Origin of the sequence: Streptomyces sp. NPDC001668, assembly GCF_042893155.1 — a bacterium.
Lineage (GTDB): Bacteria > Actinomycetota > Actinomycetes > Streptomycetales > Streptomycetaceae > Streptomyces.
In genome coordinates, this window is sequence record NZ_JBIAUQ010000006.1 from 284,172 (window position 1) to 310,012 (window position 25,841).

General features: G+C 68.9%; 23 protein-coding genes and 1 tRNA gene. 16 read left to right on the forward strand and 8 right to left on the reverse strand.

Annotated elements, in window-relative coordinates; translation table 11 throughout:
• Positions 1-237 precede the first annotated feature (237 nt).
• The gene (locus ACFYZ8_RS20975; protein ID WP_359030618.1) at positions 238-708 is read right to left on the reverse strand and encodes a RidA family protein; all 471 of its coding nucleotides are present in this window, start codon (positions 706-708) and stop codon (positions 238-240) included.
• Positions 705-869 carry a DUF4177 domain-containing protein gene (locus ACFYZ8_RS20980; protein WP_086724107.1) on the reverse strand — a complete coding sequence of 55 codons (165 nt, stop codon included), beginning with the start codon at positions 867-869 and terminating at the stop codon, positions 705-707. Before ACFYZ8_RS20980 ends, ACFYZ8_RS20975 begins: the two co-directional genes overlap by 4 nt.
• 119 nt (positions 870-988) lie before the next feature.
• Between ACFYZ8_RS20980 and ACFYZ8_RS20985 the strand changes: the two genes are divergently transcribed.
• A complete protein-coding gene (locus ACFYZ8_RS20985) occupies positions 989-1,966 on the forward strand; it encodes an ArsA-related P-loop ATPase (RefSeq protein ID WP_359030617.1) in 978 nt (325 codons plus the stop codon).
• Positions 1,963-3,504, forward strand: a complete 1,542-nt coding sequence (locus tag ACFYZ8_RS20990; RefSeq protein WP_388537525.1) for an ArsA family ATPase — start codon at positions 1,963-1,965, stop codon at positions 3,502-3,504. The genes ACFYZ8_RS20985 and ACFYZ8_RS20990 overlap by 4 nt, the downstream gene beginning before the upstream one ends.
• Before the next feature lie 132 nt (positions 3,505-3,636).
• On the opposite strand, the gene wblA is transcribed toward ACFYZ8_RS20990, so the two are convergent.
• Positions 3,637-3,975: a transcriptional regulator WblA gene (gene wblA, locus ACFYZ8_RS20995; RefSeq protein ID WP_030324083.1), complete on the reverse strand. Its 339-nt coding sequence runs from the start codon at positions 3,973-3,975 to the stop codon at positions 3,637-3,639.
• A gap of 508 nt (positions 3,976-4,483) precedes the next feature.
• Between wblA and ACFYZ8_RS21000 the strand changes: the two genes are divergently transcribed.
• Positions 4,484-6,772 carry a transglycosylase domain-containing protein gene (locus ACFYZ8_RS21000; protein WP_359034308.1) on the forward strand — a complete coding sequence of 763 codons (2,289 nt, stop codon included), beginning with the start codon at positions 4,484-4,486 and terminating at the stop codon, positions 6,770-6,772.
• Positions 6,773-6,854: 82 nt separating this feature from the next.
• Here the strand turns inward: ACFYZ8_RS21000 and ACFYZ8_RS21005 are convergent, their stop codons facing one another.
• On the reverse strand, positions 6,855-7,319 hold the full coding sequence (locus tag ACFYZ8_RS21005; RefSeq protein ID WP_359034306.1) for a GatB/YqeY domain-containing protein: 465 nt from the start codon (positions 7,317-7,319) through the stop codon (positions 6,855-6,857).
• Positions 7,320-7,420: 101 nt separating this feature from the next.
• On the opposite strand from ACFYZ8_RS21005, the gene ACFYZ8_RS21010 reads away from it, so the two are divergent.
• The 5 genes from ACFYZ8_RS21010 (at position 7,421) to ACFYZ8_RS21030 (ending at position 12,390) form a co-directional block, all read left to right on the forward strand.
• A complete protein-coding gene (locus ACFYZ8_RS21010) occupies positions 7,421-8,347 on the forward strand; it encodes a metallophosphoesterase (RefSeq protein ID WP_388537528.1) in 927 nt (308 codons plus the stop codon).
• Between the two features lie 149 nt (positions 8,348-8,496).
• Positions 8,497-9,282, forward strand: coding sequence for a Pr6Pr family membrane protein (locus ACFYZ8_RS21015; RefSeq protein ID WP_359034302.1), 786 nt, complete (start codon positions 8,497-8,499; stop codon positions 9,280-9,282).
• 34 nt (positions 9,283-9,316) lie between these two features.
• Positions 9,317-9,390, forward strand: a tRNA-Pro gene (locus tag ACFYZ8_RS21020).
• A gap of 608 nt (positions 9,391-9,998) precedes the next feature.
• Positions 9,999-10,409: a hypothetical protein gene (locus tag ACFYZ8_RS21025; protein ID WP_388537530.1), complete on the forward strand. Its 411-nt coding sequence runs from the start codon at positions 9,999-10,001 to the stop codon at positions 10,407-10,409.
• On the forward strand, positions 10,399-12,390 hold the full coding sequence (locus ACFYZ8_RS21030; RefSeq protein WP_388537532.1) for a hypothetical protein: 1,992 nt from the start codon (positions 10,399-10,401) through the stop codon (positions 12,388-12,390). The genes ACFYZ8_RS21025 and ACFYZ8_RS21030 overlap by 11 nt, the downstream gene beginning before the upstream one ends.
• Before the next feature lie 28 nt (positions 12,391-12,418).
• Here ACFYZ8_RS21030 and ACFYZ8_RS21035 read toward each other — a convergent pair whose 3' ends face one another.
• Complete coding sequence (locus ACFYZ8_RS21035) at positions 12,419-14,521, reverse strand: UvrD-helicase domain-containing protein (RefSeq protein WP_388537534.1); 2,103 nt, start codon at positions 14,519-14,521, stop codon at positions 12,419-12,421.
• A gap of 396 nt (positions 14,522-14,917) precedes the next feature.
• On the opposite strand from ACFYZ8_RS21035, the gene ACFYZ8_RS21040 reads away from it, so the two are divergent.
• Positions 14,918-16,627 carry a choice-of-anchor P family protein gene (locus ACFYZ8_RS21040; protein ID WP_388537536.1) on the forward strand — a complete coding sequence of 570 codons (1,710 nt, stop codon included), beginning with the start codon at positions 14,918-14,920 and terminating at the stop codon, positions 16,625-16,627.
• Positions 16,620-16,958 (forward strand): hypothetical protein, encoded by a 339-nt coding sequence (locus ACFYZ8_RS21045; RefSeq protein ID WP_388537537.1) that lies wholly within the window; start codon positions 16,620-16,622, stop codon positions 16,956-16,958. The genes ACFYZ8_RS21040 and ACFYZ8_RS21045 overlap by 8 nt, the downstream gene beginning before the upstream one ends.
• 52 nt (positions 16,959-17,010) lie before the next feature.
• Here ACFYZ8_RS21045 and ACFYZ8_RS21050 read toward each other — a convergent pair whose 3' ends face one another.
• From ACFYZ8_RS21050 to ACFYZ8_RS21060, 3 genes are all read right to left on the reverse strand, one after another.
• On the reverse strand, positions 17,011-18,519 hold the full coding sequence (locus ACFYZ8_RS21050) for a LacI family DNA-binding transcriptional regulator (RefSeq protein WP_388537539.1): 1,509 nt from the start codon (positions 18,517-18,519) through the stop codon (positions 17,011-17,013).
• Between the two features lie 37 nt (positions 18,520-18,556).
• Positions 18,557-18,934: a helix-turn-helix domain-containing protein gene (locus tag ACFYZ8_RS21055; RefSeq protein WP_388537756.1), complete on the reverse strand. Its 378-nt coding sequence runs from the start codon at positions 18,932-18,934 to the stop codon at positions 18,557-18,559.
• Between the two features lie 74 nt (positions 18,935-19,008).
• Entirely contained in the window at positions 19,009-19,266 is a 258-nt protein-coding gene (locus tag ACFYZ8_RS21060; protein ID WP_388537541.1) for a helix-turn-helix domain-containing protein, read from the reverse strand.
• Positions 19,267-19,781: 515 nt separating this feature from the next.
• On the opposite strand from ACFYZ8_RS21060, the gene ACFYZ8_RS21065 reads away from it, so the two are divergent.
• The 6 genes from ACFYZ8_RS21065 to ACFYZ8_RS21090 all read left to right on the forward strand — a co-directional run bounded on the left by ACFYZ8_RS21065 (position 19,782) and on the right by ACFYZ8_RS21090 (position 25,794).
• Entirely contained in the window at positions 19,782-20,723 is a 942-nt protein-coding gene (locus ACFYZ8_RS21065) for a hypothetical protein (RefSeq protein ID WP_388537543.1), read from the forward strand.
• Entirely contained in the window at positions 20,720-21,421 is a 702-nt protein-coding gene (locus ACFYZ8_RS21070) for an ATP-binding protein (RefSeq protein ID WP_388537758.1), read from the forward strand. The genes ACFYZ8_RS21065 and ACFYZ8_RS21070 overlap by 4 nt, the downstream gene beginning before the upstream one ends.
• A gap of 231 nt (positions 21,422-21,652) precedes the next feature.
• Complete coding sequence (locus tag ACFYZ8_RS21075; RefSeq protein ID WP_389050062.1) at positions 21,653-22,888, forward strand: hypothetical protein; 1,236 nt, start codon at positions 21,653-21,655, stop codon at positions 22,886-22,888.
• 51 nt (positions 22,889-22,939) lie between these two features.
• Entirely contained in the window at positions 22,940-23,386 is a 447-nt protein-coding gene (locus ACFYZ8_RS21080) for a hypothetical protein (protein ID WP_388537546.1), read from the forward strand.
• Positions 23,387-23,426: 40 nt separating this feature from the next.
• Entirely contained in the window at positions 23,427-24,068 is a 642-nt protein-coding gene (locus tag ACFYZ8_RS21085; protein ID WP_388537548.1) for a MobC family plasmid mobilization relaxosome protein, read from the forward strand.
• Between the two features lies 1 nt (position 24,069).
• Positions 24,070-25,794 (forward strand): relaxase/mobilization nuclease domain-containing protein, encoded by a 1,725-nt coding sequence (locus tag ACFYZ8_RS21090; RefSeq protein ID WP_388537549.1) that lies wholly within the window; start codon positions 24,070-24,072, stop codon positions 25,792-25,794.
• The last annotated feature ends 47 nt before the right edge of the window (positions 25,795-25,841 follow it).

The following is a 25,841-nucleotide window of genomic DNA, read 5'->3' on the forward strand; positions in this document are numbered from 1 at the left end:
GGGGGGGGGGGGGGCGTCCGCGCGCCCGCCCCGGCCCCTCGGTATGTACCCCCCCCCCCCCCCCCCCCCCCCCCCCCCCCCCCCCCCCCCCCCCCCCCCCCCCCCCCCCCCGACCCACCCACCGAACAGAACGCGCTACACCAGCCCCCACCGAAGCCGCACAGGCCGCCGCAGGCATCTCAGGGGCGCGGGGAACTGCGCAACACGCCCGCCCCCACCCACCCGCACCCGCAGGTGTCACGACGAAGCCAACTCCACCTGCACCTCAACCTCCACCGGCGCATCCAGCGGCAGCACAGCCACACCCACCGCACTACGCGCGTGCACCCCCGCCTCGCCCAGCACCTCCCCCAACAGCTCGCTCGCGCCGTTGATCACCCCCGGCTGCCCCGTGAAGTCCGAGGCCGACGCCACGAACCCCACGACCTTCACCACACGCGCGATCCGGTCAAGGTCACCGGCCACCGACTTCACCGCCGCCAACGCGTTCAGCGCACACGTCCGGGCCAGCGCCTTCGCCTCCTCGGCCGTGACCTCCGCGCCCACCTTCCCGGTGACCGGAAGCTTGCCCTCCACCATGGGCAGCTGACCCGACGTGTACACGTACACGCCCGACTGCACGGCCGGCTGATACGCGGCCAGCGGCGGCACGACCTCCGGCAGCGTCAGCCCGAGCTCCGCGAGCCGCGCCTCGACCGCCCCGCTCACGCCGTCTTCTCCCGCTTCAGGTACGCCACCAGCTGCTCGGGGTTGTTCGGCCCGGGCACGACCTGCACGAGCTCCCACCCGTCCTCGCCCCAGGTGTCCAGAATCTGCTTCGTGGCGTGGACGAGCAGCGGCACGGTCGCGTATTCCCACTTCTTGGTCATGCGGCCGACTTTAGCCGCTGCTCACCCCCCTGCTTTCAGCCGCCGTTCCCCCCAGCCCGCACCCGCGTTATCCACAGCCTCCTGCTTAGGTTCGCCGCCGACTGGTTACGCTCGAATACGTGAGCAGGCTCCAGGTCGTCAGCGGCAAGGGCGGGACCGGAAAGACCACGGTCGCCGCAGCCCTCGCGCTGGCCCTCGCCACCGAGGGGAAGCGGACGCTTCTCGTCGAGGTGGAGGGTCGCCAGGGAATCGCGCAGCTCTTCGAAACGGAGGCGCTGCCTTATGAGGAGCGGAAGATCGCCGTCGCTCCCGGGGGCGGGGAGGTGTACGCACTGGCCATCGACCCCGAACTGGCCCTTCTGGACTACCTCCAGATGTTCTACAAACTCGGCGGAGCGGGCAGAGCCCTCAAGAAGCTCGGCGCGATCGACTTCGCGACCACCATCGCGCCCGGTCTCAGGGACGTCCTCCTGACGGGCAAGGCGTGCGAGGCGGTCCGCCGCAAGGACAGGTCCGGCCGCTTCGCCTACGACTACGTCGTGATGGACGCGCCCCCCACGGGCCGTATCACCCGCTTCCTGAACGTCAACGACGAGGTCGCGGGACTCGCGAAGATCGGCCCGATACACAATCAGGCGCAGGCCGTGATGCGGGTGCTGAAGTCCAAGGAGACGGCCGTCCACCTGGTGACGCTCCTGGAGGAGATGCCCGTCCAGGAGACGGCGGACGGCATCGCCGAGCTCAGGGCGGCCCGCCTGCCCGTGGGCCGGATCGTCGTGAACATGGTGCGCCCGGAGGTGTTGGACGGCACGGACCTGGAACTCGTACGGACCACGCAGCGTTCAGCCGTGGCGAAGTCGCTGTCCTCGGCAGGACTCGGCGGCGCCCGCCGCGGGGGCAACGCCGAGAAGCTGGTCGACCCGCTGATCCAGCAGGCCGAGGAGTACGCCGAGCGGTACGACCTGGAGCACGAACAGCGCTCGGTCCTCGGCGAGTTGGGGCTGCCGCTGCACGAACTGCCCTTGCTGACCGAGGGCATGGACCTGGCGGGTCTGTACGAACTGGCCACCGAGCTGCGGAAGCAGGAGATGTCATGAGCCCGGACGCCGACCGGCACGACCGCACGTCCCCGACTCCGCGCCCGGACCGCCAGGACCGACCGGATCACCAGGCCCGACAGGACCGACCGGACCGCCAGGACCGACCGGACCGGCCGGATCGCCAAGGCCGCCCCGACCGCCAGGACCGCCCCGACCGCCAGGACCGCCAGGACCGCCAGGACCGACCCCACCGCCTCTCCCCCACCCGCGCGCTCGACCTCGACCCCCTGATCGACGACCCGAAGACCCGCATCGTGGTCTGCTGCGGCTCGGGAGGCGTCGGGAAGACCACGACCGCGGCGGCCCTCGGCCTGCGCGCCGCCGAGCGGGGCCGCAAGGTCGTCGTTCTCACCATCGACCCGGCCCGCAGGCTCGCGCAGTCGATGGGCATCGACTCGCTGGACAACGTCCCACGCCGGGTGAAGGGCCTCGACGAGTCCGCGAGCGGCGAACTGCACGCGATGATGCTCGACATGAAGCGCACCTTCGACGAGATCGTCGAGGCGCACGCGGACGCCGAGCGGGCGGCCGCGATCCTGAACAACCCCTTCTACCAGTCGCTCTCGGCGGGCTTCGCGGGCACGCAGGAGTACATGGCGATGGAGAAGCTCGGGCAGCTGCGGGCCCGGGACGAGTGGGACCTGATCGTCGTCGACACACCCCCCTCCCGCTCCGCCCTCGACTTCCTGGACGCGCCGAAGCGGCTGGGATCCTTCCTCGACGGGAAGCTGATCCGGCTGCTCACCGCCCCGGCCAAGCTCGGCGGCCGGGCGGGGATGAAGTTCCTGAACGTCGGGATGTCGATGATGACCGGCACCCTCGGCAAACTGCTGGGCGGTCAACTCCTCAAGGACGTCCAGACGTTCGTGGCCGCGATGGACACGACCTTCGGCGGGTTCCGCACGCGCGCGGACGCCACGTACAAGCTGCTCCAGGCGCCCGGGACGGCGTTCCTGGTGGTCGCGGCCCCGGAGCGGGATGCGCTGCGCGAGGCCGCGTACTTCGTGGAGCGGCTGGCCGCGGAGCGCATGCCGCTCGCCGGCCTGGTGCTCAACCGGGTCCACGGCAGCGGCGCCGACCGGCTCTCGGCCGAACGGGCGCTGGCCGCCGCGGAAAATCTTGAAGAGCCCCGCATTGTCGATCAGGAGGGCGGGAAAGCTGGACTTCGTAACTCTCCCGACACGTACGGCAGTTCAGAATCTCCCGCTTCCGAGGCACCGACTCCCGACGAAGGCTCCCCCGCCGACTCGGAGAACCACAGCTCGGAGCGCACGGAGAAGGAGCGGTCCGCCCATCCCGCCGACCGCTCCGTCGACCAGCTCACCGCAGGCCTGCTACGACTGCACGCCGACCGTATGCAACTGCTCTCCCGTGAGCAGCGCACGCGTGACCGCTTCACCGCGCTCCACCCCGAGGTGGCGGTGGCCGAAGTGGCCGCGCTGCCCGGCGATGTGCACGACCTCGCGGGGCTGCGGGACATCGGAAACCGGCTCGCGGCCGGGCGGCCGGAGCTGCCCGACGCTGCCGTCGACTGATCAGAGCGCCGGCCCGCGCTGATTCCGAGCGCCGGCCCGCGCTGATCCGGCGTCGCCCCGGGCTGTCCGGGCGCCGCCCCGGGCTGCCCGACCCGGGGACCGACTCGGCGACCGCCCCGAGGGGTGTCCCCCTCAGCTCACGGCCGCGTAGTTCTCGTAGATCTCGTCGTCCTCGAGGGGCAGGATGCCGACCCCTCGCTCGTACTCGACGCGCGCCGTCTCCAGCAGCCTGCGCCACGACGTGACCGTCGGCCGCCGGCGCAGCAGGGCGCGGCGCTCGCGCTCTGTCATGCCTCCCCACACGCCGAACTCGACGCGGTTGTCCAGCGCGTCGGCGAGGCACTCCGTGCGCACCGGACATCCGGTGCACACTGCCTTCGCCCGGTTCTGCGCTGCTCCTTGAACGAACAGTTCATCCGGATCGGTAGTGCGGCAGGCCGCCTGCGCACTCCAGTCGACTACCCAGCCCATACCGGCGCCGTCCTCTCCCGAATCGAGGCTCCCCCACGGCGGCAGCGGCATATTCACCGCCGCCAGTTGAGGACGTTACGGAAGGCAGGCACAGCGCAACACCCCCTTCGGGCCCAATCTTGAATGGCCCGAACGGACTATGCGTAAGCGGCAGATCACCCGGGGGAGTGAGCCCGCGACATACATGACTATCCCGGCAAACCAGGACACTTGTCTTGCGTCACAACGGGCACCTGATGACACACGAGGCGGATTCGGACACGTCTCCACCAAAAAAGTTGGGGAACGACCGGAACGATTCGGGGTCGCCGGACGTATTGATACGTGGCCCTACTGCTGTGACAGTTGAGAGCAGCTTAGGCCAAGGCCTGTGCGCGTGTCCGGCGAATGAGAAGGTAGGGCGCTCCTGTCGCCATGCCCGTTCCGACGCTGTCGTGCCCGCTTCCGTCGCCATGCCGTGACATGGGCTCCCGCTGAACGCTCATGAGGACGGATTAGGCTGCCCCCTATGTCGAAGAAGCGCTCGGGCGGCGGTCTGTCGCCCACGCAGCAGGCCGCCAAGTTCCTCGGTGTCAGTGTCCTCGCGGGAGCGGTGATGGCCGGCATCGCGCTGCCCGCGGCCGGCGCGCTGGGGCTCGCGGCCAAGGGGTCGGTGGAGAGCTTCGACGAGCTCCCGACCAACCTGAAGACCCCGCCGCTGAGCCAGCGCACCACGATCCTCGACAGCGAGGGCGGCACCATCGCCACGGTGTACTCGCGCGACCGTACGGTGGTCGACCTCAAGGACATCTCGCCGTACATGCAGAAGGCGATCGTCGCGATCGAGGACTCGCGCTTCTACCAGCACGGCGCGGTCGACCTCAAGGGCGTCTTGCGCGCGCTCAACAAGAACGCCCAGAGCGGCGGGGTCGCCCAGGGCGCCTCGACGCTGACCCAGCAGCTGGTGAAGAACGTCGCGATCGAGGAGGCCGGTGACGACCCGACGAAGGTCGCCCAGGCCACCCAGCAGACCATCGGGCGCAAGATCCGCGAGCTGAAGTACGCGATCCAGCTCGAAGAGGAACTCGGCAAGAAGAAGATCCTCGAGAACTACCTGAACATCACCTTCTTCGGCCAGCAGGCGTACGGCGTCGAGGCCGCCTCCCAGCGCTACTTCTCGAAGCACGCCAAGGACCTCGACCTCGAGCAGTCGGCGCTGCTCGCGGGCATCGTCCAGTCCCCGAGCCGCTACGACCCCGTCAACGACGAGGCCGAGGCGACCAAGCGGCGCAACACCGTGCTCCAGCGCATGGCCGAGGTCGGCGACGTCTCCCAGGCGGAGGCCGACAAGGCCAAGGAGCAGCCGCTGGGCCTCAAGGTCAGCAAGCCGAAGAACGGCTGCATCACGGCGGTCAAGGGCGCCGGCTTCTTCTGCGACTACGTCCGTGAGGTCTTCCTGACCGACCCGGTCTTCGGCAAGACCCAGGAGGCCCGGGCCAAGGTCTGGAACCAGGGCGGTCTGACGATCCGGACCACCATGGACCCGCAGGCCCAGAAGTCGGCGCAGAGGTCCATCAAGGAGCACGTCTACCAGAGCGACCAGGTGGCCACCGCCGCGACCATCGTCCAGCCCGGCACCGGCAAGATCCTCGCGATGGGCCAGTCACGGCCGTACGGCATCAACAACAAGAAGAACGAGACGACGCTCAACCTCTCGGTCAACTCGGACATGGGCGGCGGCGCGGGCTACCAGCCCGGATCGACGTTCAAGCCGATCGTGGCCGCGGCCGCCATAGAGGGCGGCACGCCGGCGACCAAGATCTACCCCTCGCCGTACAAGATGGACTACCCGGCCCCGGTCCAGGAGTGCAACGGCGGCGTCTGGAACGAGAAGGGCGTCCCGGTCACCAACGAGAACACCTCCGAGGTCGGCCCGTACGACATGAAGACCGCGACCGCGAAGTCGGTCAACACCTACTACGTGTCGTTGATCAGCGACATCGGCATCTGCCCGGTGACGGAGATGGCCGCGAAGATGGGCGTCCAGCGCGCGGACGGCCGCAAGATCCAGCAGGCCCCGTCGATCGCCCTGGGCACCCAGGAGATGTCCCCGCTGACCATGGCGAACGCGTACGCCACCTTCGCCTCGCGCGGGATGTACTGCACCCCGGTCGCCATCGAGTCGATCACCCAGCGGGTCGGCGAGAAGTCGAAGTCCCTCCAGGTGCCGAAGTCGACCTGCTCGCGGGCGATGTCGGAGAACACCGCGGACACGATCAACACGCTCCTCAAGGGCGTGGTCGAGGACGGCACGGGTTCCGAGGCGGGCCTCGGCGCCGGCCGTCCCAGCGCCGGTAAGACGGGTACGACCGACGAGCGCTACGCGGCCTGGTTCGTGGGCTACACGCCGAACATGGCCGGCGCGGTCTGGGTCGGCGACCCCGCGCACAAGCGCAAGATGCAGAACATCACCATCGGCGGCGTCTGGAACGAGAAGGTGTTCGGTGGCAGGGTCCCCGGCCCGATCTGGCGCGACATGATGGAGGGCGCGCTGGAGGGCAGGGACGCCCCGAACTTCAACCTCGTCCACATCCCGGACATGCCGAAGCAGGAAGATCCCGGCAAGGGCGACGACGGTGACAACGGCGACAACCGCGGGAACGACAACGGCGGCAACGACAACGGCGGCAACGACAACGGGGGGACCGACGGCGGGGACGGCGGCAACACCACCTTCCCGACGCCGACCTTCTCCATCCCGGAGGGCTTCATCCAGGGCGGGAACAACGGGAACGGCAACGGGGGCGGCCGCGGCTGACGTACCTGACACATGAGAGCCCGGTCCCGCGCATTCGGCGGGACCGGGCTCTCGTACGACTGACGACTGACAGGTGTCGTTCTCAGCCGGCCAGGAGCTTCTTGACCGCGGCGGCGACCCGGCCGCCCTCGGCGAGACCCGCGACCTTCGGGTTCACGATCTTCATGACGGCGCCCATGGCGCGCGGCCCCTCGGCGCCGGCCGCCTTCGCCTCCTCGACGGCCTGGGCGACGATGTCGTTCAGCTCGTCGTCGCTGAGCTGCTTGGGAAGGTACTCGGCGAGGACCTCGCCCTCCGCCTTCTCCCGCTCGGCGGACTCGGCGCGGCCCCCCTGGGCGAAGGCGTCAGCGGCCTCGCGGCGCTTCTTCGCCTCCTTGGTGATCACCTTCAGGACCTCGGCGTCGGAGAGCTCGCGCTTCTCCTTGCCGGCGACCTCCTCGTTGGTGATCGCGGCGAGCGTCATCCGGAGCGTCGAGGAGCGCAGCTCGTCACGCCCCTTGATCGCGGCGTTGAGGTCTTCCTGCAGCTTCGACTTGAGCGTGGTCATGGGTCTGATTGTCGCAGGTGTGAGGGGACGGACGCCCGCGCTTTTACCCCGGGGGCGGCGGGCGGGTCAAGGACGCCGCCGCGATCTGACACGATGGACGTATGCGCGCGCGATACGGAGTCCCCTTGGGAATCGCGGCGGTTGGCGCCGCCGGTCTGGTCTACTCCGCGGGTTTCGAAGCCCGCTCCTTCCGTCTGCGGCGGGTGACGGTGCCCGTCCTCCCGGCCGGCATGCGCCCGTTGCGGGTGCTCCAGGTCTCCGACATCCACATGGTCGGCGGCCAGCGCAAGAAGCAGCGCTGGCTGCGCTCGCTGGCGGGCCTGCGCCCGGACTTCGTGATCAACACGGGCGACAACCTGTCGGACCCGGAGGCCGTCCCGGAGGTGCTGGACGCGCTGGGCCCGCTGATGGAGTTCCCGGGCGCCTATGTCTTCGGCTCCAACGACTACTACGGTCCCAAGTTCCGTAACCCCGCCCGCTACCTGTACGAGAAGGCCCAGGGCCGCCACGGCCTGAACGGCAACGCGCCCGCCGTAGGAGTCGTCCACAACCCGTGGGAGAACCTGCGGGACGGCTTCGACGCCGCGGGCTGGCAGAACCTCACGAACACCCGGGGCATGCTGAAGATCGAGGGCGTGTCGGTGGAGCTGACGGGCCTGGACGACCCGCACATCAAGCGGGACCGGTACGCCGAGGTGGCCGGCGGCCCGTCCGGCGTGGCGGACTTCTCGATGGGCGTCGTACACGCCCCGTATCTCCGCGCCCTGGACGCCTTCACGGCCGACGACTACCCGCTGATCCTCGCCGGCCACACCCACGGCGGCCAGCTCTGCCTCCCCTTCTACGGCGCCTTCGTCACCAACTGCGACCTGGACACGGACCGCGTGAAGGGCCTGTCCACGCATGAGGCGGAGGGCCGCAGGTCGTACCTCCACGTGTCGGCGGGCTGCGGCACGAACCGCTATACACCGGTGCGGTTCGCGTGCCCGCCGGAGGTGACGTTGCTGACGCTGGTGGGGCGGGAGTAGGGGCTTGCCGCACGTGTCGGCCATGTCGGCCGTATCGGCCGTATCGGCCGTATCGGGGGGAGGCTTGCTTCACGGGCCGTCCGAGCCGGGATTAACCCGCACGGACCGCCCGTATAGCCCCTTTTGCCGGGTTTGCCTAGCGTGAGGGCATGACCGCGCCCATACCGAGAGACATCCCGGACCTCCCCGCCGTCCCGGGCATGCCGACTTTCCTGCCCACGCTCGTCCCCGCCACGGCGGTGGTGGCTCCCGTACGCCACCCCGTGGCCGCCGCCTACCGCGTGCTGGTGGCGCTGGCGGCCGCGGGAGCGGTGACCGTCGAACTGCTCCTGAGCAGCCCGGTCCGCACCCTGAGCCTGTTCTCGGTCCAGAGCACGCTGCTGCTGACGCTGGTGCTCCTGCTGTCGGCCCGCAGGGCATGGACCGCCCGCCGCCCCCTGCCCTCCGCCCTGACGGGAGCGGCCCTCCTCTACGTCACGATCACGGCCCTCGTGCACCACCTGCTGCTGGCGAACGCGGCGAGCCCCTTCGTCCTGACCGGCGCGGCGGCCAACCCGACGGGCTGGCACGCGGTGACCGCCCACCTCCTGCACACGGTGATCCCGGCGGCGGCCCTGGCGGACTGGCTCCTGCTGACGCCCCCCGGCCGACTGCACCTGCGCCAGGCGGCGACCTGGCTGCTCTACCCCCTGGCCTACCTGCTGTTCTCCTTCACCCGAGGCGAACTGATCCCCCCGGGCACGGCCGGCCGCTACCTCTACCCCTTCCTGGACGTCGACCTCCACGGCTACAAGAGCGTCCTCGGCAACGCCCTCCTGCTCGGCCTCTCCTTCTACGCCCTCGCGATCCTCCTGGTAGCCCTCGACCACGCCCGCCCGAACCCCATCCCCCACCGCGCCAAAACCGGATTTCGTCTCCAGCCACCGGTGGGCTAAAGTAAACGACGTCGCCGCGACAAGCAGCGACGATCGGGGTGTAGCGCAGCTTGGCAGCGCGCTTCGTTCGGGACGAAGAGGTCGTGGGTTCAAATCCCGCCACCCCGACGCCGTAATACCAGGTCAGGGGCCTGATCCAGCGAATGGATCAGGCCCCTGACGGGTTTCTGGAGATCGTTTGGGAGAAGTCTGGGAGAAGATCTTGGTCAGCTTCTCCCAGACTGAAGCGACCGCCGCCGAGCGACATTGCGCGCGAGGGGCTCTCCCTGCTGCACGTTCGCGAATCCGGACCACTCAGAAGGGCAGGCGTCCCACGCCTGGACTGTGTTGTGCGCCGCCTTCAGCGCCCACCGTCTCCAGAGAAGTCCTTGCACTCAGAGTGATGTGACCAATACGCTGCGTCCGAGCGACTTGTTCGAGATCCCCGCATTGTGGGGGACAGCTTCTCCTCAGCCAGGCTTGCCGTTGGCGGAATCGAGCAGCAGTCTCCCTGGTCGTGCTCCCACAGCTCAGTGTTCTTCCTCGCTGCCGGGCCGGACGATGTGTGGTCCGGACTGCACCAGACGTCTCGGAGGGTTGCTCCGCAGACCGACACGGGTGGAGGTCAGCGGCACCATGTTCGCGCTCTCGCTCTGCCTGGCGCACCCGCGTCATGCAGCAAGAACGCCGACAGCCGGTGCCCGTAGGCATCGGCGTACCCGCCGGAGCGCCTCCCCGTGCCCATCGACGACACTCTCACCATTTCGATCGACCTTGACCAGGACGAAGTCACCTTGGTCGTAGGTGTTCTCCAGGGTGCAGCCGACGCGTGTCGTGCCGCCGCCCCATCTGACCTAACTACTGCCCAGCCCACCGGCATCACCCTGGGCCAGTTGACCGCGCGCTGGACGGACATCGCGGAGCGCGAGCTGCACTGCGCAGTGGTGAACTTGCACGGCGAGCGATTGTTCACAGTCCCGCTGACCGCCGAAGGCTGGTATCAGGTCCGGGCAGCGCTCAGTGCCTGCGTCGCCCAGCTTTCCGGTGAGCTGGACGACAGCGTCCCGGCCGGTGATCCGGACCGAGAGCGGATGTATCGCGCGCTGCACCTAGCACACAAGATCGCGGAGGCGACGAATGACCGATGAGGCCACCGCAGAACTCGGGGAAGGCGGGACCGGATGGCAGCCTGAACCCTACGTTTTGCCGCGCACCACCGCAGTCAACAACCTCGCTGACGTGCTGTTCGGGAGAGGTCTGAGCGAGGAAGCGGCCGAAGCGCTGGCCCGGGCGGCCGTACAGCCGGAAGACATGCGGCGAAAACTGACGGACGTCAACCACCTGCGCGTGCAGGGCGGCACACTGCACATCGTCGAAACCCGCCTATGGTCCGCCGCGGTGGTCCCACACCCGGCCAACCCCCGCGAATACGGCCGCCGGAGCTACGCCCTGGGGGGTGCATCGGCCACACTGCGGATCCTCCCGATGCCGGAGCCAGCCCCAGGAGGCGGTCCGGAGTTGCAGATCCGGGTGCCTCATCCCAACGACCTTGCGCATCGCCTGGATGACGCAAAGGAGCGGCTCGTCAAGGAGAACCCTCTCGACGACGACATCGCGGCCGAAGGGGTGCTCCAGCCCTTGATGGTTGTCCCCATGATGGTCTGTTACGACAAGGCCCCGAACAGGCCGCCCACGCTGCTGATCACGGCGGACGGTTCGAGCCGGATCAGCGCGGTCCACCAGTTGCTTGGTTACCGCCCTTCGCTGATCGCGTACGACTTGGCAAACGACGCCCGGAAATTCCGGCAGGAAATCAACCGATGGATCCGGCTGGTCCAGAAGCAGGGATGGGACTCGCTGAGCGCGGCAGATCAGGGCAAGTTGCGCGCCTTGACCGTGCCTGCCCGGGTCGTGGTGGGTTTCGAGCCCGATGCCCGGGCCGGTGTCCGCTTCCATACCGCCGTACGCAACTTCATCGGCCTTACCCACATTCGGCCGCCCAGGCCATACGCGTCTGCCGTCGAAAGCGAGGCGAAGGGGGACGCGGTCCTCGACTCGCTTGCCGAACCCACCCGCAGCCGACACGCGCGGATCACTCCACAGGAAAAGCGCTGGTTCGCTGGCGTGATCACCGAGCAGGAGGCAGCCGAGGAGGGCTTCAGCCCACACCAGGACGTACGCGCTGCGGAGATCGTCCGGACCGTACTTGGCGGCGGGACCGGCACCGCGCGGCGGGTCAATGAGGGAATCCGCTCGCTGACCGCCCAGCAACGGCCCAAACGCGAGGACCGGGTTGACATCGCCGTCGAGCTGATCCTCCGCCCTGTCCGTACGGCTAAGAACGATGTCCCTTCGTATGTCCGCCCACGGCGTGCCGTGCTGCAGCGTGCCTACCGCCTTCCGGAGATTGAGGAACTACCCGCCGACGCGCTGCTGGAGGGCGCGCCCGATGGTGGTCGATCGCTGGAAGAACTGCGAGACGCCGCACTAAAGGAGGCTGCGGTAGGGCTCGGCGCGGGCGGCAGGCTGGGATCGGCCCAGACGGAACTCGCAGTCAAGGCCGCGTACTACATGGTTACCGCCGGCACTATGGCGCTACAGACAGAAGGCTCCGGCGCGGCGCGCGCCGAGGACAGCCGCAGCGCGGTCGGGGTGCTGAGGGCGATGCTCTCTCGGCAGCGTGGTGTGATCCAGGCGTACGAAGTCGTCCGCGCGGGTCGGCTGGGCTGGCCGTTGCACGAGGTCGACGAGGATGGCGCACCGATCTACACAGACGACGGGCAATACCGTGAGCTGACGGATGCGTTGGTCCGCCACACGTACAACGGCGAGGCACTGACCGAGGCAGCCGTAGGACTTCCCGCAGCACGAGCGCGGTGGGCAACGGTGACGAAGAGCGTGGACAACCTGCGCCAGGCTGTGAGTGCCATGGAGTCCGTTCCTGCCTACGAGGGCGGCGACAGCCTGATCAAGCGGGAGGGATGGGATCCCCCGGAGATCGAAAGGGCCCGCCGCTACCTCGATAAGGTCAGCCGCACGCTGGCGGACTGGGCGGATTGGCATCGCGAACAGAGCGACGAGGAGGGCCAAGGCGCCGACGTCGATGCCATAGACGCCCTCGATCTGTAGAAGTAGAAGGGGATACGAGTCCCATCCGTCATTGTCCCTCCGGCCGCCGGTTCACACTGCCGAGCCAGAGCAAGTCACGCGCTCGCGTCATGGCCACAAAGAGTTGGCTCCGGGCCAGCTCGTTGCGCTCGCGTTCGGTTTCCGAGGCTTCCGCGTCGGGTGGTGTGCGGGAGCCGTTCGCCAAGGCCGCGTCGTGTTCCGGGAGGTAGACGCGCTTGAATTCCAATCCCTTGGCCCGGCGGTAGCTGCCGAGTTTGATGGCGTCGACGGGGCGGCCGTCGTAGTGCTCCAGCAGGCATACAGAAATGCCCGCCCGTTCGAGGATCCGCTGGTAGTGGCCTATGGCACGCATGGATGGGCACAGCACAGCGGTGTTCGGGCGGGCCCCGGGCGGCATGTCACGCAGGGCCTCCAGGAGGGCCTGGTCGTGCTCGGCCGCTGTTGGCTTCGCAACGCGGATCACCTGGCCATCGTGATACGTGAGGTCGACGTCTCGCCAGCCTGGCGTGCGCAGCCCGTCGATGTCCTCGAAGGAGTCTTCGGCAACGACCATGAGCGCCGTGTCGAGGATCTCCTTGCTGTTGCGGTAGTTGGTGCGCAGCACTTGCCCGCGGTCACCGCGGATGTCGATGCCGGCGTCGGACAGGCGGAAACCACCGGGGTAGACGGCCTGTTGGCCGTCGCCGACCAGCAGCAGTCCGTTGGGCGCATCGCCGACGAGAGCGTGCAGGAGCTGTACTCCGACCAAGGTCAGGTCTTGGACTTCGTCGACGATCACTGCCGCATAGCGGTGTTGTGTTGTGTTGCGCCGCGCTTCTGCGAGGGCGAGGGAAAGGACGTCGTTGAAGTCGTGCACGCCACGCTCGATGCGGAGCGCTTCGTACGCCTCGTACAGAGCCCAGACGGCCTGCCGATGCGGACGCCGCAGACTCGCACGACGGCGTCGGCGGGGCACTGAGGCGTACTCCTCGAAGGACGTGATGCCACGCCCCTTGATGACGTGGTCGATCTCCTCCTTCCAGTATCCCGGGGCCGGGTCGATCTCAGTCAGGGCGCTGTCCCTGCCGACGTTCTTCCAGGCGAGGCTGAAGGCGGTCTGGGCCTTGTCTCCGTGCAACCGGACGGGGACACCGTTGTCGTGCAGGAACTCCTGGGCCCAGGAGTGCAGACTTCGGAAGTCGACCCTGTCGGCCACGGCGGGAGACATGGCCTTGAGAAAGGTGGCCTGTACTCGCGGCAGGTTGTTAGCGAAGGTGACATACAGAAGCCGGCCGGTGGTGCGCTGGGCGAGGTGTGCCGCGCGGTGGAGGCCGACGACGGTCTTGCCAGTGCCTGCGGGGCCGCTGATCCGTGCGGGGCCGGCCCAGTTGCGGCGGACCAGAGCTACCTGATCGGGGTGTAGGAAGGTCATCCACTGTTCGATCGGGGCCTGCAGCGCTTCTTCCAGAGCCGCCTCGCGCAGTCCGTCAAGGTCGAACAACCCGTCGGACAGCTCTTCTTGGGGCTGTACCTGAGGCCGGGACGGTGCTGTCTCCGTTACCGACGATCCCTGGTAGTCGGGGAAGACCCGCTCCAGGTGGTCGGCGATGGCACGTACGGATTCGGCGCGAAGTCGACTGCGCTCCGACAGCAGGGCCGGCCCAACCTCACGCTCCCCCAGTAGCCGGATCCTGCCCAGCCCGGCATCTACTCGGTGTCCCGCGAAAACCATGAGGGGTTGGACCGCGACCGGAGACATTCCCAAGGAAGCCACCGCCGACTCGGCCGCCTTCGTCACGGCCAGGAGCTTGGCCGCGTGCTCATCACGGGGCTCGCCGCCGGCGCGGAGCTTTCCCTCCGAAATCTCTGGTGCGGAGCGCCAGTTCTTGACGTCGAGGACGAACACACCGCCGGGACCGACCAACAGCATGTCCACGTTGGCCGCTCTCGTTCCCGGCCACCTGCGGTCCACGAGTAACCGCCAGCCGCGTGCGGTCAGGACCAACAGTTGGGCGGCGACCCTGCGTTCGCCCTCGCTGGCGGCTTCCCAACGGCGTGCCTGCTGCCGAGCCGTCTGCCACTGCTCCCTGAGCAGCCGCTCCTGCCGCCGCGCCTCCTGCGCCCTCCGTGATGCCGATCCACCAGCCGCCATGCAACGCTCCCTCGTACGCAGAGTAGTGATCTTAAGACGATCAGCTATGGACAGGGCAGGGCGCACGACCGACCAAGTTCATCCCCACCGAACGACTTCAGCCATGCCCGCGGTCATCTGGCACATGGCGTCGAAGCCCGCGCACCGTCGATGGACCACTCGCCACCGAGAGGACTGCACCGCCGGGACCGATTAGGGATTCTGCGGCGGCTGAAGGGGCTGACCACTGGCCTCTAAGCGCACATAAGGGCGGACCGTGCGCTGGCCGACTCGCCGTCACGCAAAAGGTTTGTCATGTCCCTTACCTGGCGGCAGGGTGGGTATCCCCGTGGCGGTCAGGACGTCGCGGGGACGCCGGACCGTCACCGGGCGGGCCGGTCACAAGGAGGGGATTCCGTGCCGGTTCTTCACGGTCACCCGCGCACGCCCACGCAGGCCCCGGCGTACAGCCAGGCTCGCCGACATCTGACATCAGCCGTGCTCGCCCTGCTCCTGGGCCTGCTGGGTGCTCTCGTCGCACCCGCAACCGCAACCGCCGACCCCGGCGATCCGAACCCCCACATGATCGACTGGACCGTCGTCGACTCCTTCCGGGGCACAGCAGGCAACGACATCCCGTTGCGTGAAGGGCAGACCGACTGCAAGAGCCCTGAGTGCAACCCGCCTGTGGACGGCTTCGGTAGGCGTCACATCCTGGAACACGGTGTGGTGCCCGACCACGAGGACATCCAGGAGACTGTCGGCACCGAGGGCCTGTGCATCCCCGCCCCGGACAACCGGGTGATCTGCACCAACACGGACCTCAGCCTCGTTGTCGTGTATGTCACCCACAACGACCCACGCTCGGGCGACGGAAGGCCGTTCGGGATCATCACCGCCTACTACTTCCTGCCCTGTTTCCAGGCCGCTGACTGCACAGGTCCCGAGCAGCCCCACAAGGTGGACACGGCCCTCACCTACAGAGGCGCCCGCAGCGCGGTGAATGGTTCACCGGCCAGCCTTTCGGCGAAGCTCACCAACAACTTCGGGACGCCGATCGACGGTCGTGCCGTGCGGTTCGCCCTGGGTACGGGGGCCACACAGCAGACGTGCACCGGGACCACAACGGCATCGGGCACGGCGACCTGCACCATCAACTCCGTCGACCAGCCACAGGGATCGTCGAACGCGGTGCCTGTTGCCGTCACCTTCGGCGGTGATGACGACTACAACCCGTCCAGCACGTCCGCCGAACTGGACCTGACCTCACCGACGAAACTCGACTACACCGGCGCGACACACCTCGCCAACGGCACTCCGGTCCAACTGGCCGCCAAGCTCACGGACTTCCGCGGAGACGCAGTGGCTGGGCGCAGTGTGCGCTTCGCCCTCGGCACCGGGGACCACGAGCAGACGTGCGCGGGAACGACGAGCGACACGGGGACTGCTGCCTGCACCGTCGCCTCTGTGGACCAGCCGCTGACCGACTCTGCCACTGTCCCACTGCACGCGTCCTTCGCCGGTGACGCCGGCTATCTGGCCTCCGACACCTCCGCACAGTTGAAGCTCCAGTACGCGACGGGCCGCGCCTACGGCATGTCAGCGCACGTCGACCTCATCGGCGTACCGGTGCTGAAGATCGTTCCGCAACCCGACACCGGCACCGTCCGCACAGCGGACGCGACCGCGACCGACACCCCGTGTTCGGCCGAGTACACCTCACCCCTGCTGTCCGTGCAGAAGCTGTGCCCCAAGGTCACCACGACGCTCGCCCCCGGCAAGGTCACTGCGACCTCGACCGTGGCGCAGGCACGCATCGGACTGCCCGGTGTGCCTCTCATCGAGGTGTCCGGGCTCACCGCGACCTCCAGCAGCCAGTGCGGCAAGACCACGGGCAGCACCGCGCTCACCCTGAAGATCGCCGGAGTTCCGGTTACCGTGTCGGGTGATCCGAACACGGAGATCCCGCTCGTCGGAGGTGGCCGACTCATCGTGAACGAACAACTGCCCTCGACCGGCGCCGACGCCGGCCTCAAGGTCAACGGGCTCCACCTCGTCCTTCCCGCCGGTGGCGGTGAGGTCGTCCTGGCCTCGACGGACAGCGCAATGCACAACTGCGGTGGCTGACGGCCCCGCCGGCTGGGGCGGACCGCAGGAATACACGGACGTATTCCTGCGGTCCGCCCGCCGGGCTGTCGAGGATCTTTGCGAACGACGGGGCGGCGAACTGGAGTCACTCACCTCCGAAGTCGTCCCGGACACCAGGGACGACGTGGTCGTCGCCGCCACGACAGTGATGCTCTTCCGCGGTCGCCGTTGCGTCTTCCGTCGCGGGATCTGGCCGCCGAGCCACCCCGCAGCCACCCGAGCCGCCATCTATGCGTCCGTCCTGGAAGAGCGGCTGATGACACGCGTGGTCCCACAGCTCGGCGACAACGCGTCGCCAGTGGACCTCTGAGGCGCTCACTGATGAGCATCGGCTCAACGCGCAGCTCCTCCTCTCGGACTGGTCATCGTGGCACAGGCCGCAGCAGCCCATCGAGTACGGCGACCGGCGAGCGCGGGTGCATCCTCCGACGGACGTCGAGCGCTGCTTCCCACTGCTGGGTGAGGCCGACCTTGAGACGCTCACGCATGCCAGGGGTCACGTGGGCGTACCGCGCCGAGACCGAGCCGTCGATGTGGCCCATGCGCTCGTCCATCAGCACCTTCTCGGTGCCGAGGTCCTCCATGTGCGTGCGGTGGGAGTGCCGCAGGCCGTGCGGGGTGAGCCCCCTGGCGATGGGCAGCCAGCAGGCGTCGGCACGGCCTTGGGCGTTGCGGCCACGGACCGGGACACCGGGCCAGGGTTCGCCGAGTAGCGGGACCGGGCGGGCCTCCTGAGGTGCCTTCTTCGGGTACCAGCCGGAAGTGGCGGGCGCGAACAGCCAGGTGGCGAAGCCGTTACGGCGCCAGTGGGCAGCGTTCTCCGTCGGGATGCCGCCACGGATGAAATGCAGATCGGCGATGGCGAGTTCGACGCGGGCGCGGGTGTCCTCCCGTACGCGATCGGGGTGATTGAGGACGTTGGACACAGTGCCGGTGGAGACGTCCGCGCGTCGGGCGACGTCCACCAGCTTGGCACCGGTGTGTCCACCGGTGCGGGCGGTGCCCTGGCCGCGGAAGACGTAGCGCTTTCCGTGGCAGGGGCACGGCGTCGGTTTCGTACGGGCAACGTGGTCGGCGACCAAGGCCGACAGCCAGTCCATCGCGTCGATGGTGCGGTAGCTGTCGTCCTTGGGCGGGCAGCGGATCAGCTCACCCGAGTCCAGTTCGTACAGCTGGTGTTCCACACGTACGGCTCCAGGCCGGGCGAACTGAGTCTCCAGGCCGACGATTTCGCCCCATCGCATCCCCGTGTAGCCCTTGAGGATGACGGCGACGAACTCATCGTCGCGGCCAGACAGCAAGGCTGCGCGTTCGGCGATGAGGAGCAGTCCGAGCGGGTCGGTGATCACCTTCTCGGGACCACGGTCACGGGAGCGGCCGGCGCGTTTACCGCGCCCGCGTCGCTTCGTTGCGGGGTTGGACGCGATGAGACCCTCGTCCACGGCGTCTTCCAGGATGAGGTGAAGCGTCGAGCGCCACGTCTTGACGCTGGATGCCGCGTAGGCGGCCTTCTCCCGCTTCTCCCAGGTGTCCACATCCGTGCGGAGGATGCCGGCGAGGGCCTTGTCCTCGAATTCGGGGAGCAGGTGCTCCTCGATGTGGCGGCGGTAGTTCTGCATCGTGGACGCGGCCAGGTCCTGGGCGTCGTACCAGCGGCTGGCGTATTCGCCGAAGGTCTCCTGTCCGGCCGCCGGATCGCGCCAGATGCCGTGCCGGACCTTGGCCTCTTCCTCGTCCGCGGCCTGCTTGGCCTCCCGCTTGGTGGCGAACTTGAGCACCGCGCCCGTCGGGTCGACGACGGTGCCGTACTTGCCCTCGCTGACCTTGTATCTACCGCGCCAGTAACTGCCGCGCTTCTCGGCGAAGCCCATGCCTCGCATCCCTCCTTCTCTGATGTGCCAGGTACACCTAGGCGGCAGTGCCGTACTGGGACCTGCGGGGCGGTCGTGCCCTTAGACGTGGGGCGGGGGAAGTGGAGGGCCTCGTCTCCCCCGTCGGCCGCGACTTCGTCATGGTCGACTCGGACGGGCTGGCCGGTGATGGCGTCCTCTGGGCTCGCTGTGGCGCCGGCTCCTCGTGGATGCGGATGATCTCGGCGAGGTGGTCCGCGGTGAAGCGGTAGGCGCGGCCGACCCGTGTGTGCGGTATCAGGCGCCGGCGCGCGCGGTCCTTGACCCACCAAGCCGAGCAACCGAGGGTCTCGGCGATCTCCTCAGGCCGGTAGAGGCGGGGCAGGGCGGCTTCACCATCCGTTCGGTGCGGAAGGCGTGCAAGGGAAGGGGGCATCGAGGGGCGGGGCAAGAGGCGTGGGGTCCTTACTCGGTGGAGGACGTTCTATAAGCGGTGGTGGGTGGCCCGTCTCAGGTGGTGCTCGGTCCCTCCAGCAGCACGAGGGGTGAGACGAGGAGTGCTTCGGCTATCGCGACGAGGTCGTCGACGTCGCAACGCCGCTGGGCACGTTCGATCCGGGACAGCATCGTGTTGGTCATCGGACGGCCGAGGGCAGTGACACGGGTGGCGAGCTCGCGCTGGGCGAGGCCGCGTTCGGTGCGGAGGATTTCGATGGTGCGGGCGGTCCGTATTCCGGCCGGACCGATTTCCAGGGATCTTGCTGCCATAGCTCCATTTGTAGCTCCCAATCGCCGGTTTGGTTAACCGGCGATCGTCGGCTATGTTGCGCCCGGCGTAGCGGCCGGGACCTACCTGCGGGCCGGGTTTCGAGCATTCGGTTGACGGTGTCTTCGTCATCCCATAGACATACTCTGACGTGGGATGTTGTGTTGTAGCTTGCGCTCGCAACGGGAGTCAACGGGTTCTCGATGTGATGCTTCTGGCTGCATCTGACGGAGCATTATTTCGGCAACCGGCGATCGTGCCCTACAGTTTTTGGACCGCCCTCCACTGCCTTCTTTTCCAGCAGCCTTTCTGCCGTCAGAGATTGCGTGGGATTGGGCTGGACTTGCGCGGCACGGGTGTGGCTATGTTGACGACACCCCCGGAAAGCGCGAGCGGCCATCAGCGCGCCCCGCACCGCCGGCCGGCCAACTCCCCCACCCCTGACGTCCGTACCGCCCATCGGCGGTGAGCCGTGGGCTCTCCTGCCCGCCTGCAACCGAGTGAGGAACCGCCCCTCTTGGCCCGAATCCGCACCATCAAGCCCGAAGCCTTCCTGTCCGAGTCCCTGGCCGCTGTCTCCCTGACCGCGGAGCGCACCTTCCTCGGCCTTCTCACCCAGGCCGACGACCAGGGCCGCCACCGCGACCACGCCGCGATCATCGCCGGACAGTTGTGGGTCCTGCGCCCCGAACACGGCCCCTCGGACGTCGAGACGGACCTCGCCCAGCTCGCCGACGCCGGACTGATCTGCCGCTACACGGGGCCGGACGACAAGCGCTACCTGCACGTCGTCACCTGGCACCAGCATCAGAAGATCAACCGGCCCGGCAAGAGCCGCCTTCCCGTCTGTCCGCACCACGACGCCCGTGCCGACGCCGTGCCAGGCGTCGCCGCGCTGGCTGCGGGGGCCGGCATCACGGAGCCCTCACCGCAACCTCACGGAACCCTCCGTGAAAGCTCCGGAGAAGTGCGCGAATCTGTGGTGAATCCCGGCGCCGATGGCGAAGTTGCAGGTCAGAGCGATGTCACGGAGCCTTCCGTGAGGAAGCGCGGAGGGCTCCGTGAGGCAGCAGTGACGGCTCAGGGTACGGATCTAGGACCTAGGATCATGGATCTAGGAAGTACCCCTTCGGGGGGCGCGAGCGCCCCCGCACCCGACACCGTCTCGGCTCAGCATCTGATCGCCGAGTACACCGCTGCCTGCGCCCACCGCCCGCCCAAGGACGTCCTGGGCCATCTCGGCCGGGTCGTGCACAAGCTCCTCGGCGAGGGCATCGCCCCTGCCCACATCAGGGTCGGACTCGAACGTCACCGCGCCAAGGGCCTGCACCCCAGCACCCTGCCGAGCCTCGTCCACGAGGCCATGAACGCGACCCCCGCAATGCCGACCGCGCCGGTTGTGCACAGGGCATGGACAAACCCAACCGACGTAGAAGCCGCTTTCGGAGGTGACCTCTGACCGCCACCCTCACCCGCGAGCCCCACCGGGTCGGCCCGCTCGCCGACCGGCTCAACGGCATCCTGGCCGGACGCGGCATCGACCCCGCCACCGTCGCCGCCGAGGACCCTGTGCCGGAGCCCGTCACCGCGCTGGAGCTCGCCGACACCCGGATCCCCGCCCGCTATCGCCGCGCCCTGGCCGACCACCCGCAGGTCACCGCCTGGGCCGACGAGATCGCCCGCGCCGGACGCCCCGGCCCCGGCGGACCCGGCATTGCCGAAGGCCCGTCGCTGCTGATCGCCGGCCCCACCGGCACCGGCAAGACATACCAGGGATACGGCGCCATCCGCGGCCTGCTCAGCCGAGGCGTCCGCCTGCGCTGGGAAGCGACCACCAGCGCCGACCTCCACGCCCGCCTGCGCCCCCGCGCCGGACACGACGGCGAACGGGACCTGCAGATGCTGGCGCGCTGTCCGCTGCTGCTCCTGGACGACCTCGGCGCGGCCAAGACCAGCGAGTGGACCGAGGAGCTCACCTACCGGCTCATCAACCACCGGTACGAGCACATGCTCCCCACCCTCATCACCACCAACCTCCCCACCGCCGAGCTCCGCACCGCCCTCGGCGACCGCGTCGCCTCCCGCCTCGCCGAGATGACCGAACGCGTCATCCTCACCGGCCCCGACCGCCGCCGCCGCAGCTCGCCCGCAGCCTGACCGGGCTCTCTTAAGCACCTCCTCCCCTCCTGCCTCACTGCACCGCTCGCGCTCACACCTGTCCCGGCCCGCGCGGGCCCCTGCGCCGCGGGTCCCTCGGCACTCCGCCGTGTTCGCCTCCCCGTTGCCTCTGCACCTTGGAGATCCATCCTGCTTCCTCTCACCCTCGCGCTCCTGGCTGCCCGGAGCGGCGGCACCCCGCTTCTCCCGGACTGGGCCACCTCCGCCCCGATGACCGTGGCGCTCTCCGTCCTGCTCTTGCTCCTCACCCTGTTCGCCGGGTGGATGATCCTCCGCGAGCGCCGCCAGCCGTCCGCCACCAACCGCCGGCGCGGGATCATCGCCGTGCCCGTCGCCGCCATGGCCGCGATCGGCTGCACCGCTTACAGCGCGGACACCAGCTGGCGGTTCGCCGCCGACTACCTCAACATGGGCGGCACCACCGAGCGCGTCGCGATGTTCGCCGCCGCCGAGCTCGCCCTGTTCGCCACCGCGCTGATGGCACGCCAGAACCTCAACGGCCCGAAGCAGGCACCCGGCACGCCCGGAACCCTCACCTGGGTCATCACCGCCGTTCAGATCCTGCCCGCCTACGCCGAGTCCGGACTGCTCGGCGGCACCGTACGGGCCTTCGTCGGCCCGGTTCTGGCCGCAGTGCTTTGGCACCTGGCCATGGGCATCGAACTGCGCCACCGCACCCCCGACGCCGCGTCACACAGCCTGGCTGCCATCCTCATCCGCCAGGCACGCGAACGCCTGCTCGCTCGACTCGGCATCACCGACCAGCACGCCGATGCCGCCCGACTGATCCGCGAGCGCGCCCTGAGCCGGGCCGTCACGTTGATTCTCCGCATCGAGGCGCTGCCCGAAGCGAAGCGCAACAAGGGCCGTGGCCGGCGCGCGACTCGGCGCCTGCACAAGGCGCTGGATCGTGCTGGGGTCGACAGCGATCCCCGCCAGGACGAGCTGCTGCTGCGCAAGCTCGGTACCCGTCAGCAGGCCACGCTGCTGGCCTCGCTCCCTCTGCCCCAGCGGTGGGAGACGCCCGATGGCCGAGTCCCGCAGCCTCGTCCTGCTGTCGCGAAGCGGGCACAGACCGCGCGCCCAGCGACCGCGCCGGATCCGGGCGGTGAAGACGGACACCGGACGGACCGCCCGGAATCGACCGTCCGCCCGCAACTCCCACAGGGCGCCAGCCCAAAGCCGAATGCGGGCAAGCCCGCGGATGGCGATCCGGGCATGGAATCGGGTCCGAAGCGCCTGGGTCGCAAGCCCGACCTGCCGCGGGATGCCCTCATCGCGTACGCGCAGCGCATCTACCGCGAGACGGGCCGCCTCTCGCGGGACTCCCTCAAGGCAGCCGTCCGCGCCGACGGCCACCAGGTCGGCACCGACCTTGCCCAGAGCGTCGTCAACGCGGTCAAGGCCGAGCGCCAGGACTCCGCCCGAACAGGCCACCCCTACTGAACTCTCTCCCCCCGCACCTCTAACCACCCACCGCTGAAAGGCCCGCCTGCCATGCCCCGCTCGACCACGCCCGCCTGGGACTGCCACAACTGGTCCTGCCCCATCTGCACCGCGCCTGAGCGGGACGAGATGACCCTGCTGCGCTGCGCCATCCGCACTCTGCTGGAACACGGACGATGGATGGCCCAGGACGAGATCTCCCTTCCCGACATCCTCTCTGCCGGAGGCCACTACCTGAGCCGACTCAGGATCGGCCCCCTGGGCCAGATCGATGACGACACCCCGGTGCCCGCCACCGAGCACTGGGCCTGGCTCGAAGCCGAGCTGCGCCTGGTTGTCGCCCGCGCCGCCGGACTGGATGCCGTCAGCACCCTCGACCCGCGCATCGACGGAGTCCTGGCCTCCGCGGCTCGCCTCCCGGAGCGGCGCCTGGTGGATCTGCTCGACCTCGCGGCAGAGCAGTTCGCCGAGCTCAACACGCAACCGCGCGCCGCCTGAACCCACCACCCCCGCAACCCCGACACAAGGACATCTCGTCGTGCGCGACCACTACCCCGAACTCCCCATCCCCCAAGAGCAGATGATCAACACTCCCGTCACACGCGCAGCAAGCAATGGCGATGGACCGTCCACAGGCCGGTCCATCGCGGACTCCTCCGCCCCGGGGGTGGCGGAGGAGCTGCTCCGGCGCGAGGGCGCGCCGGAGCAGGAGCAGGCAGGTGCCGGTGAGCAGCCGGCCACTCCTGCTGTGGGGGTCAAGAAGCGCTCGCCGCACCGTCGCGCAAACCTCGACTCACAGCGAAAAAAGGGCGTCACTGTGCGCTTCTCCCCGGATGAGAAGCACCGTGTCCAGTCAGCAGCGAATGACGAGCACGTGACCATGGCACACTTCATCGCCGATGCCACCATGGCCCGCGTCCGCGGTGAAATCACCGTCGCCGCCCTGCGCACGCCCTACGACGATGCGATCGACGAGCTGGCCGCCCTGCGCACCCAGATCGCCCGGATGGGCAACAACGTCAACCAGATCGCCCACCGCCTCAACACCGACGGCGATCCCCACCGTGTGGACGCTGCGATCCTCCAGCGGGCGGAGCGCCTGCTCGCCACCGCCCACGACACGGTCCGTGCGATCGACGACGCCGCCTTCCGGGCAGCCGAGCAGAAGGCGGCGGCCTGACGTGATCGCGAACATCGTCAAGCCGGGCAGCAACACGTACGGCGTGCTGGCCTACCTCTTCGACAAGGGCCGCGCCAACGAGCACACCAACCAGCACATCGTCGCCTCCTGGGACGACTTCATCCCGGACCCCGGCCCCTACGACAGCCCCGGCCACGAGCAACGCCTCGGCCAACTCACCAAGGCCCTGGATCTGCGGATCAAGCAGGCCGGCGACAAGGCTCCGGACGGGCATGTGTGGCACTGCTCGGTGCGTGCCGCACCCCAGGACCGCGCCCTGACCGACGCCGAGTGGGCGACGATCGCCCGCCGCATGCTCCACGCGACCGGCATCGCGCCCGAGGGTGATCCGGACGGTTGCCGCTGGGTCGCCGTGCGCCATGCGGACGATCACATCCACATCGTCGCCACCAAGGTCCGCGGTGACCTGCGTCCGCCGCGAAACTGGAACGACTACCACCGCGCCATGATCGAACTCACTGCGATCGAAAAGGACTTCGGACTCACCCAGGTACCTCGTGGACCCGAAGCCGCTGTCGGCACCCCGGCCGCGAAGCGCCCCACCCGCGCCGAGCAGGAGAAGGCCAAGCGGCAAGGCAGTGGCATGACGACGCGCGAGCGGCTGCGGCACACCGTGCGTGCCGCGCTCTCCCACGCTCAGGACCTGGACGACTTCTTCAACCTGCTCGCCGACGCCGGCCTCCAGGTCGAAACCCGCGCCCTGCCCTCCGGTGACTTCCAGGGCTACAAGGTTGCCCTGCCCGGCGACACCAACAGTGAGGGCAAGCCCGTCTGGTACTCCGGCTCCAAACTCGCGACCGACCTCTCCCTCCCCCAGATCCGACAGCGCCTGGCCGCCACCGAAGCGCCCACCGCCACCGCAGACTCACCGGCCAGGAATCGCCGCCCCAACGCATGGCACCAGGCCACCGCCGCCGCGGAGCGCATCCCGCACCACCTCGACCACGCCGACGAGGACATCGCCCAGGCCCACCTGACGGTCTTCGGCGAAGTCCTCTACGCCCTGCCCGCCCACGCCCCCGCCCACCTGAAGGCCGAACTCCAACGGGCCGCACTCGCCTTCGAACACGCCGCTCACACCCGTGCCCAGGTCGACCACCAGCACGCTCGCGCCCTGCGCAGTGCTCTGAAGGGCATGCGCTACCAGCCCGCCGACCACACCGCCCTGGCCATGCTCCTGGACGCCGCCATCCTCGTCGTCCTCGCCACCCAGCGCCGCAGCACCCTGCGCCACCACGACCGGCAGGTGGCCGCCGCCCACCAGTCGCTCATCCATCTCCAGGCCGCCTACGACCAGATCGCCCCGATCAGCCTCGCCTCACTCGCCCGGCACCGCCCCACCGACGGAACCGTCCACCAGCACGTCCGCACCCTGCACGAGGTCATGCCCGCCTACGCCGAGCAGATCCTCACCGAGAACGCCTGGCCCGCCCTCACCACCGCCCTCGCCGCCGCCGAAGCCGTCGGCCACGACCCCGCCACCGTCCTCCAACAAGCCGCCCAGCAACGCCCTTTGGACGACGCCAAGTCGATCTCCGAAGTCCTCGTCTGGCGCATCCAGCGCCTCAGTGAGCGGCACACCCCCGGTCCGGGTGCACGAGCCGCGCAGGCCCGCAACGCTCGTGCTCAGGCCGCCTCACAGACCGGTGCCGGGATCCCGAAGGCGTACACGCCGCCGTCATCCCACACAGGCCGGTCCCGGTAGGAGGGCGACGGATCGTAGCCGTACACCCCCGGTTACCGAAACCGGGG

Bases quoted from the DNA above. Each gene is read 5' to 3' on its own strand.
- ACFYZ8_RS20980 (WP_086724107.1), bottom strand. From the start codon at position 869: ATGACCAAGAAGTGGGAATACGCGACCGTGCCGCTGCTCGTCCACGCC.
- ACFYZ8_RS20990 (WP_388537525.1), top strand. From the start codon at position 1,963: ATGAGCCCGGACGCCGACCGGCACGACCGCACGTCCCCGACTCCGCGC.
- wblA (WP_030324083.1), bottom strand. From the start codon at position 3,975: ATGGGCTGGGTAGTCGACTGGAGTGCGCAGGCGGCCTGCCGCACTACC.
- ACFYZ8_RS21000 (WP_359034308.1), top strand. From the start codon at position 4,484: ATGTCGAAGAAGCGCTCGGGCGGCGGTCTGTCGCCCACGCAGCAGGCC.
- ACFYZ8_RS21005 (WP_359034306.1), bottom strand. From the start codon at position 7,319: ATGACCACGCTCAAGTCGAAGCTGCAGGAAGACCTCAACGCCGCGATC.
- ACFYZ8_RS21010 (WP_388537528.1), top strand. From the start codon at position 7,421: ATGCGCGCGCGATACGGAGTCCCCTTGGGAATCGCGGCGGTTGGCGCC.
- ACFYZ8_RS21015 (WP_359034302.1), top strand. From the start codon at position 8,497: ATGACCGCGCCCATACCGAGAGACATCCCGGACCTCCCCGCCGTCCCG.
- ACFYZ8_RS21030 (WP_388537532.1), top strand. From the start codon at position 10,399: ATGACCGATGAGGCCACCGCAGAACTCGGGGAAGGCGGGACCGGATGG.
- ACFYZ8_RS21035 (WP_388537534.1), bottom strand. From the start codon at position 14,521: ATGGCGGCTGGTGGATCGGCATCACGGAGGGCGCAGGAGGCGCGGCGG.
- ACFYZ8_RS21050 (WP_388537539.1), bottom strand. From the start codon at position 18,519: ATGGGCTTCGCCGAGAAGCGCGGCAGTTACTGGCGCGGTAGATACAAG.
- ACFYZ8_RS21055 (WP_388537756.1), bottom strand. From the start codon at position 18,934: ATGCCCCCTTCCCTTGCACGCCTTCCGCACCGAACGGATGGTGAAGCC.
- ACFYZ8_RS21060 (WP_388537541.1), bottom strand. From the start codon at position 19,266: ATGGCAGCAAGATCCCTGGAAATCGGTCCGGCCGGAATACGGACCGCC.
- ACFYZ8_RS21075 (WP_389050062.1), top strand. From the start codon at position 21,653: ATGACCGTGGCGCTCTCCGTCCTGCTCTTGCTCCTCACCCTGTTCGCC.
- ACFYZ8_RS21080 (WP_388537546.1), top strand. From the start codon at position 22,940: ATGCCCCGCTCGACCACGCCCGCCTGGGACTGCCACAACTGGTCCTGC.